The sequence below is a fragment of the Psychrobacter sp. I-STPA10 genome, assembly GCF_021012795.1.
Taxonomy (GTDB): Bacteria; Pseudomonadota; Gammaproteobacteria; order Pseudomonadales; family Moraxellaceae; genus Psychrobacter.
The window spans coordinates 55,508-69,968 of the sequence record NZ_VFYU01000020.1 but is presented as its reverse complement, the minus strand read 5'-3'; the positions used below and the strand labels follow the sequence as shown (position 1 = coordinate 69,968).

The following is a 14,461-nucleotide window of genomic DNA, read 5'->3' as shown; positions in this document are numbered from 1 at the left end:
TGTGTATTATGAGCTGGCAAAAATTAAAACCGATTACCCTTGCGGTGAGTACCGCTATGATGTTGAGCGCTTGTGGTGGTGGAGAAGGTGGAAGTAAGGATAGTATTGAACCACCAGTAGCCCAAGAAGCTAAAATAGATATGGCTGATGGTATTAAGGTAATAGAAAAAACTGATGTTAAAAATATTAAACAAGTTGATTATCAAGATAATGGTAAAATCAACCTCACCATAGCTGCTAATAATACCATCGCAAAAACCCAACAAGGTGATGTTGTACTCTTATCCCAACAAGATAATCAGCATCTAGAACAAATTATCGTTATTGAAAAAAAGCAACAACAAGCAAATGGTGATATTGTAATCACAACCAGACCCGCTACCCCCAATGAAGCATTTGATAAACTACAATTGTCAGTTGATACCGCAAATCTTACTCCAACCGTACAAGGTATCATCCTGCCCAACGGTCAAATGATTGACCCAAATAACACCAGAACCATTAACACAAATAATATGCAAATTGCCTTATTACCCACTGTTAAAGCCGTTGGCAGTAATGAAGGTGGTTGGAAAATGAATATAAGCTACAACCCCATCACCGCCAAACGCACTGCAGGTATGACGGACGAACAGTTTGATAAAGCAACCATAGAATGTCAAAAACGTATTGATCTTTATTCTGCTAATAAAGAATGGGTTGATAACTTTTGTATTACAGGGGTGAAGTTTTCTGGCGATATAGACTATAAAGCACCCAGTATCCAATCCAATCTTGATATGGAAAAAGACCCTAATCTTAAAGACTTTGTCTTTAAATCTACTGACTTAAACTATATGAAACTTAATCGAGCCATGCTATCAGCAGACTTAAAAGTTGACTTAATCTCAAATGGTGTCGCTGCCTCTGACTTCGCATCACAAGCACATAAAGACTTATATAGACAGTTTGAACATAAAAGCTTTGGCTCTCCAGAGGATTTGCTATATGCAAAACTGTCTGGATTATCCGCAGAGGATAAAAAAGGTAAGTTCCCTGTTTTTGGTGTAGTGGTTGGTACATCTGTTCCCGGACACATTGGAATCGCCAATAAAGACACCGTAAAACTTGCCTCAATGACTATTGGTAGCGTAATGTGGGTATATGTCATTTCTGACTTTAGTATAGATGGTAAAGTCACCACAAAAATTAGCCTTGAGCCAACTTATATTGATATTGGACTTCAACGTCAAGCCAACCAAGAATGGCAAACTATTACTGACTTTACCAATAAAAATACAGGACAAAAAGGACTGGATGCACGATTTACAGTTGAGAGTTCTGCACAAATTGAAAATATTGGTGGCGTTGCGGTAGAAGGTGACCTGTTTTTAGCAGGGGTACGACTAATGAATATGGGTGTATCACCACAATTTATTGTTAATGGCAAAGTAGATGGTGAAGTACACCTAAGCACACTAGCACCACATTTAGCTGGACAAGTCTGTATCAAAGATACAGGTATTGGCATGGGTATCAAACGTTATTTTGACCTTGATATCACAGGTAACTTTAAAGCAGGCAAAGGCTGGTTTAAAGTGGAAGGGGGAGCAGGTGTCAAATATAAATATCAAAAACCTATCAACCCATTAGATAACCAAGAAGCTGATGGTCTATGGGCAACCTATGCAATTGATGACCAATGTCTCACCCCCATCAAACCTATGCCATCTTTTCAAGAAATAACCTATGCCAATGACCCGCAAAACAAAATCATGGATAAAGTATTGGCAAATATTAAAGTCGCCAATGCCAGTAAAGGTTCTGTTAAATCATGGCAACTTAGCTATGTTGCCAATGGTCAAACTCACCATCTGGCAGTCAAGCCTAACGCCTCTGGTGTATTAGAGCTATTACAAAATAACGAGTTTGGTAATAAATATATATGGTTACCTAAAAACACAAACAAGCTTATACTCTCAGCAGTAGATTATTTAAATGCTAAAGGTAGCGTAGAAAAAATAATTTCTCTACCGAACTATGGTATCACCACCGTAAATATTAATCCCACACAGCCTACAATAGGTAGTAAATATCAAATTATCATTATGGGTACGCACTTAACGACAGATAAAGGGCAAGCATTTATCATTGATGGCTGTCAACAACAGCGTCGTATCTCCACCACAGCTACCAAACACATCTATCAATGCACAGCTCCAACCATAGCCTTTAGTCAACTATTGACCATCAAAACTCCCGATGGGAAAACAGAGCTATTCACTACAGGTGTTGATGTAACGGATAACACTCTACCTAATCCAAACCCCAGTCCTAACCCCACACCGATACCATCTGGTCAGTCCAAACTCACCGCCACAGGTATTACATGGTGTGGTAATGCTGATAAAAACATGCTGGAATGTAGCCTACAAGCCTTAGGTAAAAACTGGTATGGTCTAAGACAAGATGGTGAAGTGCAGGCAGGTAAAAAAATGAGCTATACCACTTTAAATCGTAATAGATCAGAATGTGTACGAGATAATGTTACAGGTTTTATATGGGAGCAAAAAACTAACGATGGTGGTTTGCGAGATAGAAACCATCAATATACTTGGTACAATCCTGACCCTAAAACTAATGGTGGTGCTGTAGGCTATCAAGATAAGCACGAAGTTTCTAGTAGCCAAAATCTACCATATGGACAAGCCTGTAATAATACACTTGCTAAATGCAATACATATGCTTATATCCAAGCATTAAATAATGCTAATTACTGTGGTTATAATGATTGGAGAATGCCTACTCTTGAAGAGTTGCAAAGTATTATTGATTATGGGCGTAATAAGCCTACAATTAACCCAATTTTTAGTCATACACCATCTACAGAATTTAGTCTCTATTGGTCATCTTCACCTGCAGCGCTCAATGATAGTGATGTGTGGGGTATCAGTTTTGGTAGTGGTTATAGTTATACTGGACCTAAAACCAATAATTCTTATATACGGGCGGTACGATCAAACAAGTAATATCTGATAGTATTTTAGCCTGTAAGTTACTAATTATATAAAATAAGGTATTTATGATGAAAAAATATATCACAATTAAAATGGCATTGATAGTAGTAGCTTTATACCCTCTTATAGCAAATGCTGACCAGGTTTGTAAAGTGGATAGCATCAAAGCAGATACTCCAACTAGTCGTTTTGAGATATTGAGTAACAGTAGTGAAATCAAAGATACCCAAACTGGTTTAATTTGGCAACGTTGTTCATTAGGACAAGCTTGGGATGGTAAAAATTGTATAGGAAAGGCAAAAGCTTATACATGGGAACAAGCATTAAAACAAACCAAAGTATTAGGTAAAGGCTATCGTTTGCCTAATATTAGGGAGCTTAGTAGTATTGTGGAAAGGCAATGTTATAATCCTGCTATTACTGGTGGGATATTCCCTAATACTCAATCTAGTGATTATTGGTCGTCCTCGCCTAGTATGAATAGTGACAGTGTGTGGAGTATGAACTTTAATTATGGTTATACTCTTAGTTTTAGTAAAAACGATGTTCATTATGTGCGTGCCGTGCGGTCAAAATAGGCTTTTTGGGTTTAAGATTTTCCCCCACCTAACCTCCTCCTAAGGGGGAGGAACTGCACTTTTCAGGTTTTGTTTATAAGGGCAAAGCTAGAATACTTGCAAAAGTTGTGCGAGATATAGCCCCCGGGTTGGGGGAGGGCAAATAATCGTCCAGTGCAAGATGTAGAGCTATGCTCGGAGTGGGGGAGGGAGTAAATGAGGGCAAAGGAACAGATATAAGTTTTGAGAACCACCCCCTAGCCCCCTCCTTAAAAAGGAGGGGGGACATATCTTTTAGGATTTAAAACGAAAATTAAATTTTGGAATATAATCATCATTCAAAAAGAATGTTCCCTCCCCTTGATTAAGGGGAGGGCTAGGGAGGGGTTTAACTTAGTAAATTAGAAAAAATATTGGTGGAGGGGTCATATGACTCAGAAAATATTCAACCAAATCAAATACAAAACTTATCGTCAAGAATTGCGTAATAATGCGACCAATGCCGAGCAGGTATTATGGTACAGACTTAAAGGCAAGCAACTTGGCGTTAAGTTTCGCAGACAGCACGGCATTGGTGATTATATTGTCGATTTTTATTGTTCTGCTCAAAAGCTTGCCATCGAACTTGACGGTAGCCACCATCTACAACCAGACCAACTAGCCTATGACAACCTACGCACCGAATATTTAAACAGTTTAGGTATTACTGTGATACGATATGGCAATCATAGTGTATTGAAACAAATAGATGCAGTTATTGCGGATATTGTAGAAAGATTAGATTCCTCCACCTGTCTTACCAAATCTTACTCGGATTCATGATATTTTTCGGGTCAAGGGCAGATTTGATTGCCTGCATCACAGCTAGGGCATTGCCATGCTCTTTGGGCATGTATTTTTGCTTGCCTTGCCCGATACCATGCTCACCTGTGCAAGTACCGTCCATCGCAATGGCTCGCTCGGCTAGCCGTCCGATAATCCCTTCAGCTTTTTGTACCTCATCAGGATTATTTTTATCAACCAGTAGTAGCACATGGAAGTTACCATCGCCCACATGCCCAACGATAGGACCCATCATGCCTGTTTTGGCAATGTCTTTTGCGGTGGCACTGACACATTCGGCAAGGCGTGAAATCGGCACACATGCATCGGTTGATAGGGCGCTACTATTGGGCTTTAACGCACAGGCAGCGTGATAGGCATTGTGGCGAGCTGTCCATAAGCGTTTGCGCTCTGCTTCATTGGTATCCCAATGAAAATCTGACCCACCAAACTCTGCGATAATATCGGCAAACAGTTCGGCTTGCTCATTGACGCCATTTTTGGTGCCATGAAACTCCACAAACAAAGTTGGCGTTTCTTGCAGTTCTAAATTGGCATATTGGTTACAGGCTTTGATTTGTAAGCTGTCTAATAGCTCGATACGCGCAATCGGCAGACACATTTGAATGGTGGTCATCACCGCCCCACAAGCGTCTTCAATACTGGGGAAGTGACAAATACCGCTACCTGTGGTTTCGGGGATACCAAACAGTTTTAAGGTGATTTCAGTGACGATACCTAATGTACCTTCTGAGCCGATAAACAAGCGAGTTAAATCATAGCCTGCGGCAGATTTTTTCGCTCGGCTGCCCGTACGGATAATCTCACCATCTGCCATCACCACTTCTAGCGACAGCACCACATCTTTCATGGTGCCGTATCGCACTGCATTCGTACCAGAGGCACGAGTGGCGACCATACCACCAATACTGGCGTTTGCACCGGGGTCAATGGGGAAAAATAGTCCTGTATCACGTAGATAATGATTAAGTTGTTCCCGAGTGACACCAGGCTGAACGGTCACGGTTAAGTCTTCATTATTCACCTGCAAAATCTCGTCCATCTGGTGCATGTCGATACATAAGCCACCATGCGGCGCATTAAGATGCCCCTCTAATGATGAGCCAATGCCAAAGGCTATTACTGGCATGTCATATTGATGGCAGATTTTCACCGCCTCGCTGACTTCTTGCTTGTTTTTGACGGTTAATACGGCATCGGGTGGCTGATTGGCTAGCCATGTCATGGTGTGACCATGTTGTTCTCGTACCGTCATATTGGTGCTCAGTTGCTTGCCAAAGCGTTGTTGTAGTGCGTCAATGGCAGCTTGTGAGGTGCGTTTGGGTTGGTTGGCATGGTTGGCTTGTATGCTAGGTGTCATGATGGTAAATTATCCTTTAATATTAATAGACATCAAATTAAAGCAAAGTTATTGATTTTTATATAGATTATAACTTAAAAAGTGACTTTTTAGTGCGCTTGAATATGACAATATTTTGCACTGGCAACCACATCAATTTTACCAGTAAATATCGGTACAAGACGACCGTCTGTTGTTAGTAGTTGTAAGCAGCCATTGTTATCAATCCCTTGTAGCTTGCCTTGAAGCTGGTCTGTGACTTGGCTGACACGAATATGCCGTCCTGCCAGCGCATCATTGATAGCAAAGTCTTGTAAAAATTGGCTTACGCTATCAGGTGTTTGCTGTTGTTGTGGCTGTTGTTGTGGCTGTTGTAACTGGTTAAAGCGTTGCATGGCATTGATAAGGGCTTGAGCGATTTGAGTATAAAGCTCGCTTAGCTGAGGTAATGCTTGCAGATGCTGAGCTTGCCATAAATCAGCCAGACCAATGGCTTGATAGCTCATACCTTCTTGGGTATGTTGGCACAGTAGCGGTGCAGTATGCACATTGAGTCCGACACCGATAACCACGCCAAGTAGTTTGCCTGCTTGCCACACAGGCTCGATTAAAATGCCTGCAAGTTTATTAAATAAAAAAATGCCTTCAGCATTTGGCATTGGGTCATAAAAACCAACATCGTTTGCCCATTTTACTCCAATATTCGGTAGATTATGACGGTGGCGGTGTTGATTTAGCTCAGTAATAACTGGCATCTGTACCAGCTCATAACCAACGATAAGAGACAGCAGTCCTGTGATGGCAAATTGATAGGGATAATACAACGACAGATAGACATTACCCATAGGAGATTGCCAACTACGGCTGTGTTGACCACGTCCTGCGCTTTGGGTACTGGCAGTGAGTAAATGAGGCAAATCTGACTCAAGCTGTGTTGTTTTGATATCGTTAATTAACGTGGTGTTGGTAGAATCAATGCTATCAAAGTGACGATGATTGAGGCGGGTAAGTAATGAGGGCATATTATGATAATGGCTTATGGCTGATAAAAGAATATAGTCCACCTACTATAGGCAGTTGGGCGGTTTGGGCAATCCTGCAATGCGATTGACATGACGGGCGACCAGTCCGGTATTAAATAGCCGTTGCAGCTCTTGGTTGCTAATGTCATCTTCTGGCAACGTCTGCATCAAGTATTTAATCAGTGGACGCGTGGCAGGTGGGTGGTTAAACTCAGTAAAAAACTGGCGCACTTGTGCTAAGATACGATGGTGCTTGTCAGTTAATGTCACCTCTAAGGTATCGGCTAATTGTTGTGCAACCACAGGTGACCAGTCGTTATGATTGCACAGATGTCCATCACTATCGAGCGCACAATCCACCTGTGCAAAGGTTGCATTAGTGGCGGTAGTAGCGGTATTGATAGATGCATTAGTAGATGCATTGCTATGATTGCTCATAAGGTCACCACTTTATCTACATCTAGGGTCAGTTTTACCCAGTCCTCTTGGCTTAAAACTTGTACCTTTTTATCAGCCAAATTTAGATTAATGATGCTGGTTTCTGCTAATAACTTTAAATCCTCTGCCAAAACATACAACTGATTCATATCAAGCTTGGATAAATTCTCATCACTATCTGCATCAAAGTTATGCTCATCAACATAAGCATATAACCAGTCAATATAAGCAATACTATCTGCCAGTAATAATAGCTTATCACCTGTGTGCCAAAGGCTGGCAAGCTGGCGTATATTGGCTTTTAGGCTGTCTATTGGGCTATAAAGCTGAAACAAGGTAGTCATATTAAGGCTCAATTCAATGGTTGTGGCGACGATGGGGCAGATAGAGTACTTAGTAATAGACGTTTAATACAAAAAGCTGAGTATTAAAATGGAGTATTAAAAATTCAGTATTTGCGAGCATTGTTGCGCATTAAAATCTTCGGGGATAAAGTCTACTTGCTTTGCCAGTGCTTGCGGTAGCATACCTGTAATCCAACTGCTAAATACATCATCGGGCAGCCATGCTGGTGGTAAGTCATATAAATGCAGTGATTTTATCATGCCATGCAAACGGCTGTCAGGTGCAAGCAACACACCAAACACCGCGCTGTCTAAATATAGCTGTACCTGATGCCCAAAAGTGGCTAAGGTCAACGCCAAAGCACAGCCTTCATAGCAGGCAAGTTCAGTGGGGGTGGTTAAGCGAACAAGGACGGTCATGGTTGCCTTCTTTTTTGCTAATTTTTAAACATTGAGTTTTTGAGTTTTTGAGTTTTTTATTGAATCTTTCAAGATGGTTGTTTTTCAAGATGACTGTCTTTAAAACTGTATGACTTTATCAGCTCGGTGCATTTTATCTGCCAAATCTCCCAGTCCAACTAAGCTAAACCCTTCAGCTAAATTATCACCCTGTAGCCCATGCCGCTGTGCATTGTCTGTATCGGCTACCCCACGAGCTAAGGCAGTACTGACACAGACGGGCAACTCAATAGAAAAGTTTTGTTGTAGCTGCTGCCATTGCTCGGTTAAGTTGCTCTGGTCGGCTGATTGCCAATGTAAGCGATTGGCGATATGAGCAGCATCAGCATAAAAAAAGATTGCCAGTTTTGGCATTGTTGTGGGCATTGTTGATACTGCTTCTGTTTTATGAGAGTTAGCATTGGCTTGTAGCTGCAAATAACTACGAGCATAACGCAGCGCATGCTGGGCAAGCGGGTGGGTGGGGGATTTGCTGATAAGAAGCAATAAGCAGGGCTTAGTGGACATAGTTTGACTCTGTTTGTCTATTCTTCTGTTTATCTATAGAACATCATTGATATAACAAACACTTATTATGACAAAAATTGCAACATAAGCCAATTTTAAGCGGATAATAATCCATATAAAAGCCAGTTTGTTATCAACAGATTTGTGGTGATGTGGTTGCCATGTCATCAAACTGCGATAAAACTGCCATAAAAGTGTCAATCGGTGTTGCTACAGTGATAGTCATAAAAAAGTTTATAAAGATAATTAGGACTGCAATATGACTGTAGATACTTTTAATTCTATTACACGGGCTGCTATGCAGCATGATAATAATAATTTTTTTAATGACAGCAACGATAACAACAATAGCAATAGCAATAATAATGGCAATAATAACGACAACAATAATTCCGCTAATATTTATAAGCATCAGCAAGCAAAACCGCTACATATTGTACTGGTGACAGAAACATGGCAACCTGATGTTAATGGTGTTGCCATGAGTTTATATCAATTGGTTAGTGAAATGGTGAAGATGGGGCATCAGGTGAGTTTGGTGTCTCCTAGTAAGTCATTAGTAGAGGCAAAAAAAGAGAGGGAAGTGGCGAGTTTACAACCGAGTATTGTAAGCCATCATATTTTGGTAAAAGGCATACCCATTCCACGTTATAGCGATTTGCAGTTTGGTATGCCTGCTTATAAACAGTTAAAAAAACAGTTTGCTAGTATTCGCCCTGATATCGTACATATCGCTACCGAAGGGCCGTTGGGATTGGCGGCTTTGTGCGCAGCAAAACGTCTTAAAATCCCTGCTACCACAGGCTATCACACCCAGTTTCATGATTTTAGCAGACATTTTGGTCTAGGGATATTGGCACACCCTATCATGGCATATTTTAAACGCTTTCATAACTGGTCAGCAGCCACTTGTGTACCAAGCCAAAAGACACAAAATGATTTACAGCAGTTAGGTTTTAAGCGTCTGGTACAAGTGGGTCGAGGGGTAGATACCAAACATTATCACCCTCAAATGCGTAGTCAGGCGTTGCGTGATTCATGGCAAGTGCAGCAGCAACATACGGTGTTGATGATGGTTAGCCGTTTATCACCTGAAAAGGGTGTCGATTTGGTGATTCAAGCATTTAAAGCCTTGCAAAGCACCCAGCTACATCGAGCGATGAAGTTGGTTATTGTTGGTGATGGCCCTGACAGACAGCGTTTACAGGCATTAGCACAGCAGTGTAGTGACGATATTATATTTGCTGGCATGCAAACGGGGACAGCATTGGCAGCACATTATGCCAGTGCTGATGCGTTTGTGTTTGCCAGTCAGGTTGAGACTTTTGGTAATGTGGTCACTGAGGCGATGGCAAGTGGTTTACCTATATTTGCGTTTGATGATGCCGCAGCAGGTATGTTCGTTGATGCGCATTGTGGACAGCTTGCGGATATGGGTGATACGCAAGGTTTTATTGATATGGTCGCTAGACTGCCGAAAGCGTGTCAATTACAAAAAATGGGCATACAAGCGAGGCATAGGGTTGCCAGTCATTCTTGGCAGCGTCCAGCAGTACAGATGCTAGAGATGTTTGTGGCAGCCATACCTGATACAAAGATGGCTAATAGAAAAACACCAGAAGCCGATATATTACAGGCAATGCAAGCAAATAAAATAAAACAAGGTAACATGCTATTGATTGAGCACTCTAAAGCGCAGTGTCAGCCAACAAATGTGCCATTAACCGATAAAGCGTCGTTATTGTAAGGATAAGATAAAGTTATAAAAAAATTATAAGGATAAAAATGGCTACAATATTATGAAATAAAAAGTTTACAAAAAATAAATTCTTATTAGTATTGATTTTTGGGGTTTTGTTTTAATATGCCTGTTTTTGCAAAAGTCCCTAGCATTTGGCTCAATGTTGTATCGTTTTATCATCGAGGTGGCTTATCATTTATTGTTATATTTTTTAAGGAGTGATCAATGTGCGCCAAACGCAATGACAGCAAAGACCTAACTGCTGACTCAATAGCCAAAGGTTTGCTGCCTGCCCGCTATCTTAATGACAATAATGACAAGTTGGCTGTGAATAACATAAATAACAATGTGACCCCCAGTCCGATATTTGTGGCTATCAATCGCTATCCTGCTTTGGCTGTGTATACCAATCAGCTACTGACTTGGGATACCAAGTTGTGTATTCATATTAATCGCTATTCAACCAATCAATTAATCGCGCAGTTTTTTAAAGTGGTGAGCCGCTTAGGAGATGGTTGGTTTTGGTATACATTGCTGCTATGTATTGCTTTTAGTTATGGACAGTCGGCATTACTGCCTTTGTTGACCACCACTTTGGTTAGTCTATCGGGACTGATTATTTATAAGCTGCTGAAAATAAAAACAGTGCGTCCTCGTCCGTATCAGGTACATCAAGTAATCATACTTGGCGAACGCCCCCTTGATGTGTTTAGTTTCCCCTCAGGTCATACCCTCCAAGCGGTGTTATTTACGGCAACCTTAGGCAGTTATTATCCATCACTATTGTGGATAATGTTGCCATTTATGCTATTGGTGGCCATCTCACGTATGGTCTTGGGGCTACATTATCCCACAGATGTGCTCATTGGTGCGATGATTGGTTATGTACTCTCTTTGAATGCGCCAATGTTGCAAGAGATGTTAGCGCACCTGTTGATGGTTTAAAATGCTTATATCAATAGAGAATTAGAATATAGAAATAAATTTTATGCATCTATTTCAATCAATTAGTAACCAAAGCAAAAAAATAGAGGTGAGGGTAACCTAATCATCTTTCATGCCATCTGCTATATATGATACTCTGATATCTTCTATGTCTTGACTGACTGCCAATATCAGGAGTGTTCTCTTATGTCTGCAACCTCTGACTCTAGCTCGTCTAATAAATCCTCGCAATCACCAACCAATTCTCATGAAAACTCTAATATAGCAAATGCTGCGCAAATACAGGTACTCAAGCTTGCCAGTGATTATGCTTACCAGTTTTGGCAAAATAAGCCCCAAGCAGTACAGTCCTTTTTACGCAGTTATCCCTTAGATAGTAACCTATCACATCAACAGATTGATGATTTGATTCAAGACTATACCATTGATGATGATCTGCAAGTTGCTGATGAAGCGGGCGTCATTACAGGGCTACGTCACTTACGTCAGTTATTGATGACCCGTTGGATTTGGCAAGATGCTTTGGGGCTGATTTCACTTGAGCAATTAACCCTTGAGCTGTCTAATTTTGCTGATGGCTGTGTGATATTTGCCAAAGATTATGTGTGGCAAACTCTAGTAAAACGCTATGGTCACCCAACTTTTCGTGCCAGTCGTCATCAACTTAACAGTTTATCCAGCAATGCATCTAGTCATCTATCTAACAGTCATACGATTTCTAGCCATAGTGATGACACGGCACAAGCAGATACCCACATCATGCTTGCAGATGATATGGCGGTTTTGGCAATGGGCAAACTTGGGGCGCAAGAGCTCAATTTGTCCAGTGACATTGATTTGATATTTGTGCACCGTGCTCGAGGCGAGACCGATGGGCAAAAAACAAATGGTCAAAAATCCATCGAAAATAAGCGATTTATGACCCGTTTAGGGCAGGGTATTATTAAGCTGCTTGATACCAATACCGCTGATGGTTTTGTATTTCGGGTCGATATGCGCCTTAGACCCTGGGGTGATGGCAGTGATTTGGCAATTCATTTGTCAGCGTTGGAAAAATACTTTACCACCCACGGACGCGCATGGGAGCGTTTTGCATGGCTCAAAGCACGCATTATTAATCCAATAGATGAGCAGTTTGCACAGCAATTACAAGGACTGATTAAGCCTTTTGTATTTCGCTATTATGTGGATTACAGTGCCTTTTCTGCGCTACGCGAGATGAAGTCTTTAATCCAAAATCAGGTGGCACAGCGTGAAGATTTAGATAATGTGAAGCTGGGTGCTGGTGGCATTCGTGATATTGAATTTATTGTGCAAGCGTTCCAATTAATTTATGGTGGTCGTCATAGTCAGCTTGAGGTTAAGTCTTGCTTAAAAGCAATGCAAGTATTATATGAGTTTGATTTTTTGGATGCAGAAACATACGAAAATCTGCAAGCAGCATATCGGTTTTTACGCCGTGTAGAGCATGGCATTCAAGCCATTCATGATCAACAAACACAAAAACTACCCACCGATCCACAGTGGCAGCATAATTTGGCAGTAACACTGGGTTTTGAAGACTATGCCCAGTTTATGGCGACACTGAATCAGCATCGACAAAATGTGCATCTTCCCTTTGATCGTATGGTAACTGAACGGCAAAACCCTGCCCAAGAGCAAGCCGAAACCGACGAAAATCAGCTCGCTACTTTGGCAGATATTTTAACTACAGAAAATCGGCAAAAGCTTGAACAGTTTTGGCACAGTAAGTTGGTGGCTGGACTGTCTGAGGAAGCCAGACAGCGTCTTGATGATGCCTATCCAAGCTTGGTACATGCGCTGATTGTGCATGAGGAGGAAATGGGGCTTGCTAATGTTGCCTTGCCTCGTCTATTGACCCTGCTAGAAGCCATTTGTCGCCGCTCTATCTATTTGGTAATGCTCACCGAAAACCCTAATGCCACGGTCAATCTTATCCCGATGTTATCTGCCAGCCCTTGGATTGCGGGGGAGTTGGCACGTTATCCTGTGCTGTTAGATTCGTTTTTGCAGCAGCGTTATCGTCATTTACCTGATAAAGATGAGTTGCGAGATATTTTACGTCAACGGTTATTGCGGGTGGAAGCAAATGATGAAGAGGATCTGCTGAGCGTGCTACGCTTATTTAAAAACAATCAAGTGTTGGCAGTGGCTGCCAGTGATGTATTGGCAGAGCGTCCGATTATGAAAGTATCGGACTCATTGACCTATATTGCTGAGGTGGTATTAGAAAAAGCATTGGAGCGTGCATTTGCAGAATTGGTGAAACGTCATGGTTATCCTATGGGTGTCAGTGGTGTGCCTGTATCGGAAGCTAACAGTGGTTTTGCGATTATCGGTTATGGCAAACTAGGTGGTCTTGAGCTTGGTTATGCTTCGGATTTGGATTTGGTATTTATTCACCAGATTAATGAGCAGGCGCAAACCACGGGCGATAAGTCGGTGAGTGGTATGAAGTTTGCTGCTCGGTTAGCGCAAAAGCTGATGAACTATCTCAATACCCAAACCCGTGATGGGCGTGCTTATGAGATCGACATGCGCTTAAGACCCTCGGGTAATGCAGGTATGATGGTGGTTTCTAGTAAATCATTTGAGTATTATCAACATGAAAAAGCATGGGCATGGGAGCATCAAGCATTAGTACGAGCAAGGGCAATCTGTGGTGATAAGCAAGTGATGGCAAAGTTTGATGATATTCGCCATAACGTATTGAGTCAGTCACGTAGTATTGAGCAGGTCAAAGAAGACGTTAGCAGTATGCGTGCCAAGATGCAAAATCATCTGGGTAGCGATAAATCAACGCAAGCGGCTGGCAAGTTTAATCTAAAACAAGATGCAGGCGGCATCATTGATATTGAGTTTTTGGCACAGTATGCGGTATTGGCGTATGCCCATGATTATCCAAGTCTAACCAAGTGGACGGACAATGTGCGTATTTTTGAGTTGTTATCTGAGTTGGATATTTGGTCTAAGCAGTGCTGTCAAGACTTAACCGATGCCTATTTACGTTTTCGAGCTGCCACCCATCAGCTTGCGTTGGCAAAAGAAGGGCTGCTTGTAGAAGATGAACTATGGCATGACACACGCATGGTAGTACAAACATGGTGGCAGCAAATCATCGGCAGTCACTCTGCTGAGGTCGTGGCAGATGACAAAGATGAGGATATGTCGAGGCTACCAGCATTGATTGGTGATAAAACCCTATAAAAGATTTTATTTATCATGGGGCTGGGTGCTATAATCGACGGC

General features: G+C 41.6%; 12 protein-coding genes. 6 read left to right on the top strand and 6 right to left on the bottom strand.

From position 1 onward, the window contains the following. Positions 1–8 precede the first annotated feature (8 nt). The 3 genes from FHK89_RS10335 (at position 9) to FHK89_RS10325 (ending at position 4,375) form a co-directional block, all read left to right on the top strand. Positions 9–3,008: an Lcl C-terminal domain-containing protein gene (locus tag FHK89_RS10335; RefSeq protein WP_230659792.1), complete on the top strand. Its 3,000-nt coding sequence runs from the start codon at positions 9–11 to the stop codon at positions 3,006–3,008. Between the two features lie 56 nt (positions 3,009–3,064). Further along, positions 3,065–3,574, top strand: coding sequence for an Lcl C-terminal domain-containing protein (locus FHK89_RS10330; RefSeq protein WP_230659789.1), 510 nt, complete (start codon positions 3,065–3,067; stop codon positions 3,572–3,574). A 408-nt stretch (positions 3,575–3,982) separates the two neighbouring features. Further along, positions 3,983–4,375, top strand: a complete 393-nt coding sequence (locus tag FHK89_RS10325) for an endonuclease domain-containing protein (RefSeq protein WP_230659786.1) — start codon at positions 3,983–3,985, stop codon at positions 4,373–4,375. On the opposite strand, the gene FHK89_RS10320 is transcribed toward FHK89_RS10325, so the two are convergent. The 6 genes from FHK89_RS10320 to tusD all read right to left on the bottom strand — a co-directional run bounded on the left by FHK89_RS10320 (position 4,350) and on the right by tusD (position 8,505). After that, positions 4,350–5,756 carry an FAD-binding oxidoreductase gene (locus tag FHK89_RS10320; protein ID WP_230659783.1) on the bottom strand — a complete coding sequence of 469 codons (1,407 nt, stop codon included), beginning with the start codon at positions 5,754–5,756 and terminating at the stop codon, positions 4,350–4,352. The genes FHK89_RS10325 and FHK89_RS10320 overlap by 26 nt on opposite strands. Before the next feature lie 89 nt (positions 5,757–5,845). After that, a complete protein-coding gene (locus tag FHK89_RS10315; protein WP_230659780.1) occupies positions 5,846–6,757 on the bottom strand; it encodes a biotin--[acetyl-CoA-carboxylase] ligase in 912 nt (303 codons plus the stop codon). 45 nt (positions 6,758–6,802) lie between these two features. Continuing rightward, positions 6,803–7,195 carry a TusE/DsrC/DsvC family sulfur relay protein gene (locus FHK89_RS10310; RefSeq protein WP_230659777.1) on the bottom strand — a complete coding sequence of 131 codons (393 nt, stop codon included), beginning with the start codon at positions 7,193–7,195 and terminating at the stop codon, positions 6,803–6,805. Then, the gene (locus tag FHK89_RS10305; RefSeq protein ID WP_230659774.1) at positions 7,192–7,539 is read right to left on the bottom strand and encodes a hypothetical protein; all 348 of its coding nucleotides are present in this window, start codon (positions 7,537–7,539) and stop codon (positions 7,192–7,194) included. Before FHK89_RS10305 ends, FHK89_RS10310 begins: the two co-directional genes overlap by 4 nt. A gap of 96 nt (positions 7,540–7,635) precedes the next feature. Then, on the bottom strand, positions 7,636–7,959 hold the full coding sequence (locus FHK89_RS10300) for a hypothetical protein (protein WP_230659771.1): 324 nt from the start codon (positions 7,957–7,959) through the stop codon (positions 7,636–7,638). 99 nt (positions 7,960–8,058) lie between these two features. Then, positions 8,059–8,505, bottom strand: coding sequence for a sulfurtransferase complex subunit TusD (gene tusD / locus FHK89_RS10295; protein ID WP_230659768.1), 447 nt, complete (start codon positions 8,503–8,505; stop codon positions 8,059–8,061). Positions 8,506–8,764: 259 nt separating this feature from the next. Here tusD and FHK89_RS10290 point away from each other — a divergent pair, with 259 nt between their 5' ends. The 3 genes from FHK89_RS10290 (at position 8,765) to glnE (ending at position 14,419) form a co-directional block, all read left to right on the top strand. Beyond that, positions 8,765–10,252, top strand: a complete 1,488-nt coding sequence (locus FHK89_RS10290) for a glycosyltransferase family 4 protein (protein WP_230659765.1) — start codon at positions 8,765–8,767, stop codon at positions 10,250–10,252. 357 nt (positions 10,253–10,609) lie between these two features. Continuing rightward, on the top strand, positions 10,610–11,191 hold the full coding sequence (locus tag FHK89_RS10285) for a phosphatase PAP2 family protein (protein ID WP_230659855.1): 582 nt from the start codon (positions 10,610–10,612) through the stop codon (positions 11,189–11,191). Positions 11,192–11,377: 186 nt separating this feature from the next. Further along, positions 11,378–14,419, top strand: a complete 3,042-nt coding sequence (glnE, locus tag FHK89_RS10280) for a bifunctional [glutamate--ammonia ligase]-adenylyl-L-tyrosine phosphorylase/[glutamate--ammonia-ligase] adenylyltransferase (protein ID WP_230659762.1) — start codon at positions 11,378–11,380, stop codon at positions 14,417–14,419. The last annotated feature ends 42 nt before the right edge of the window (positions 14,420–14,461 follow it).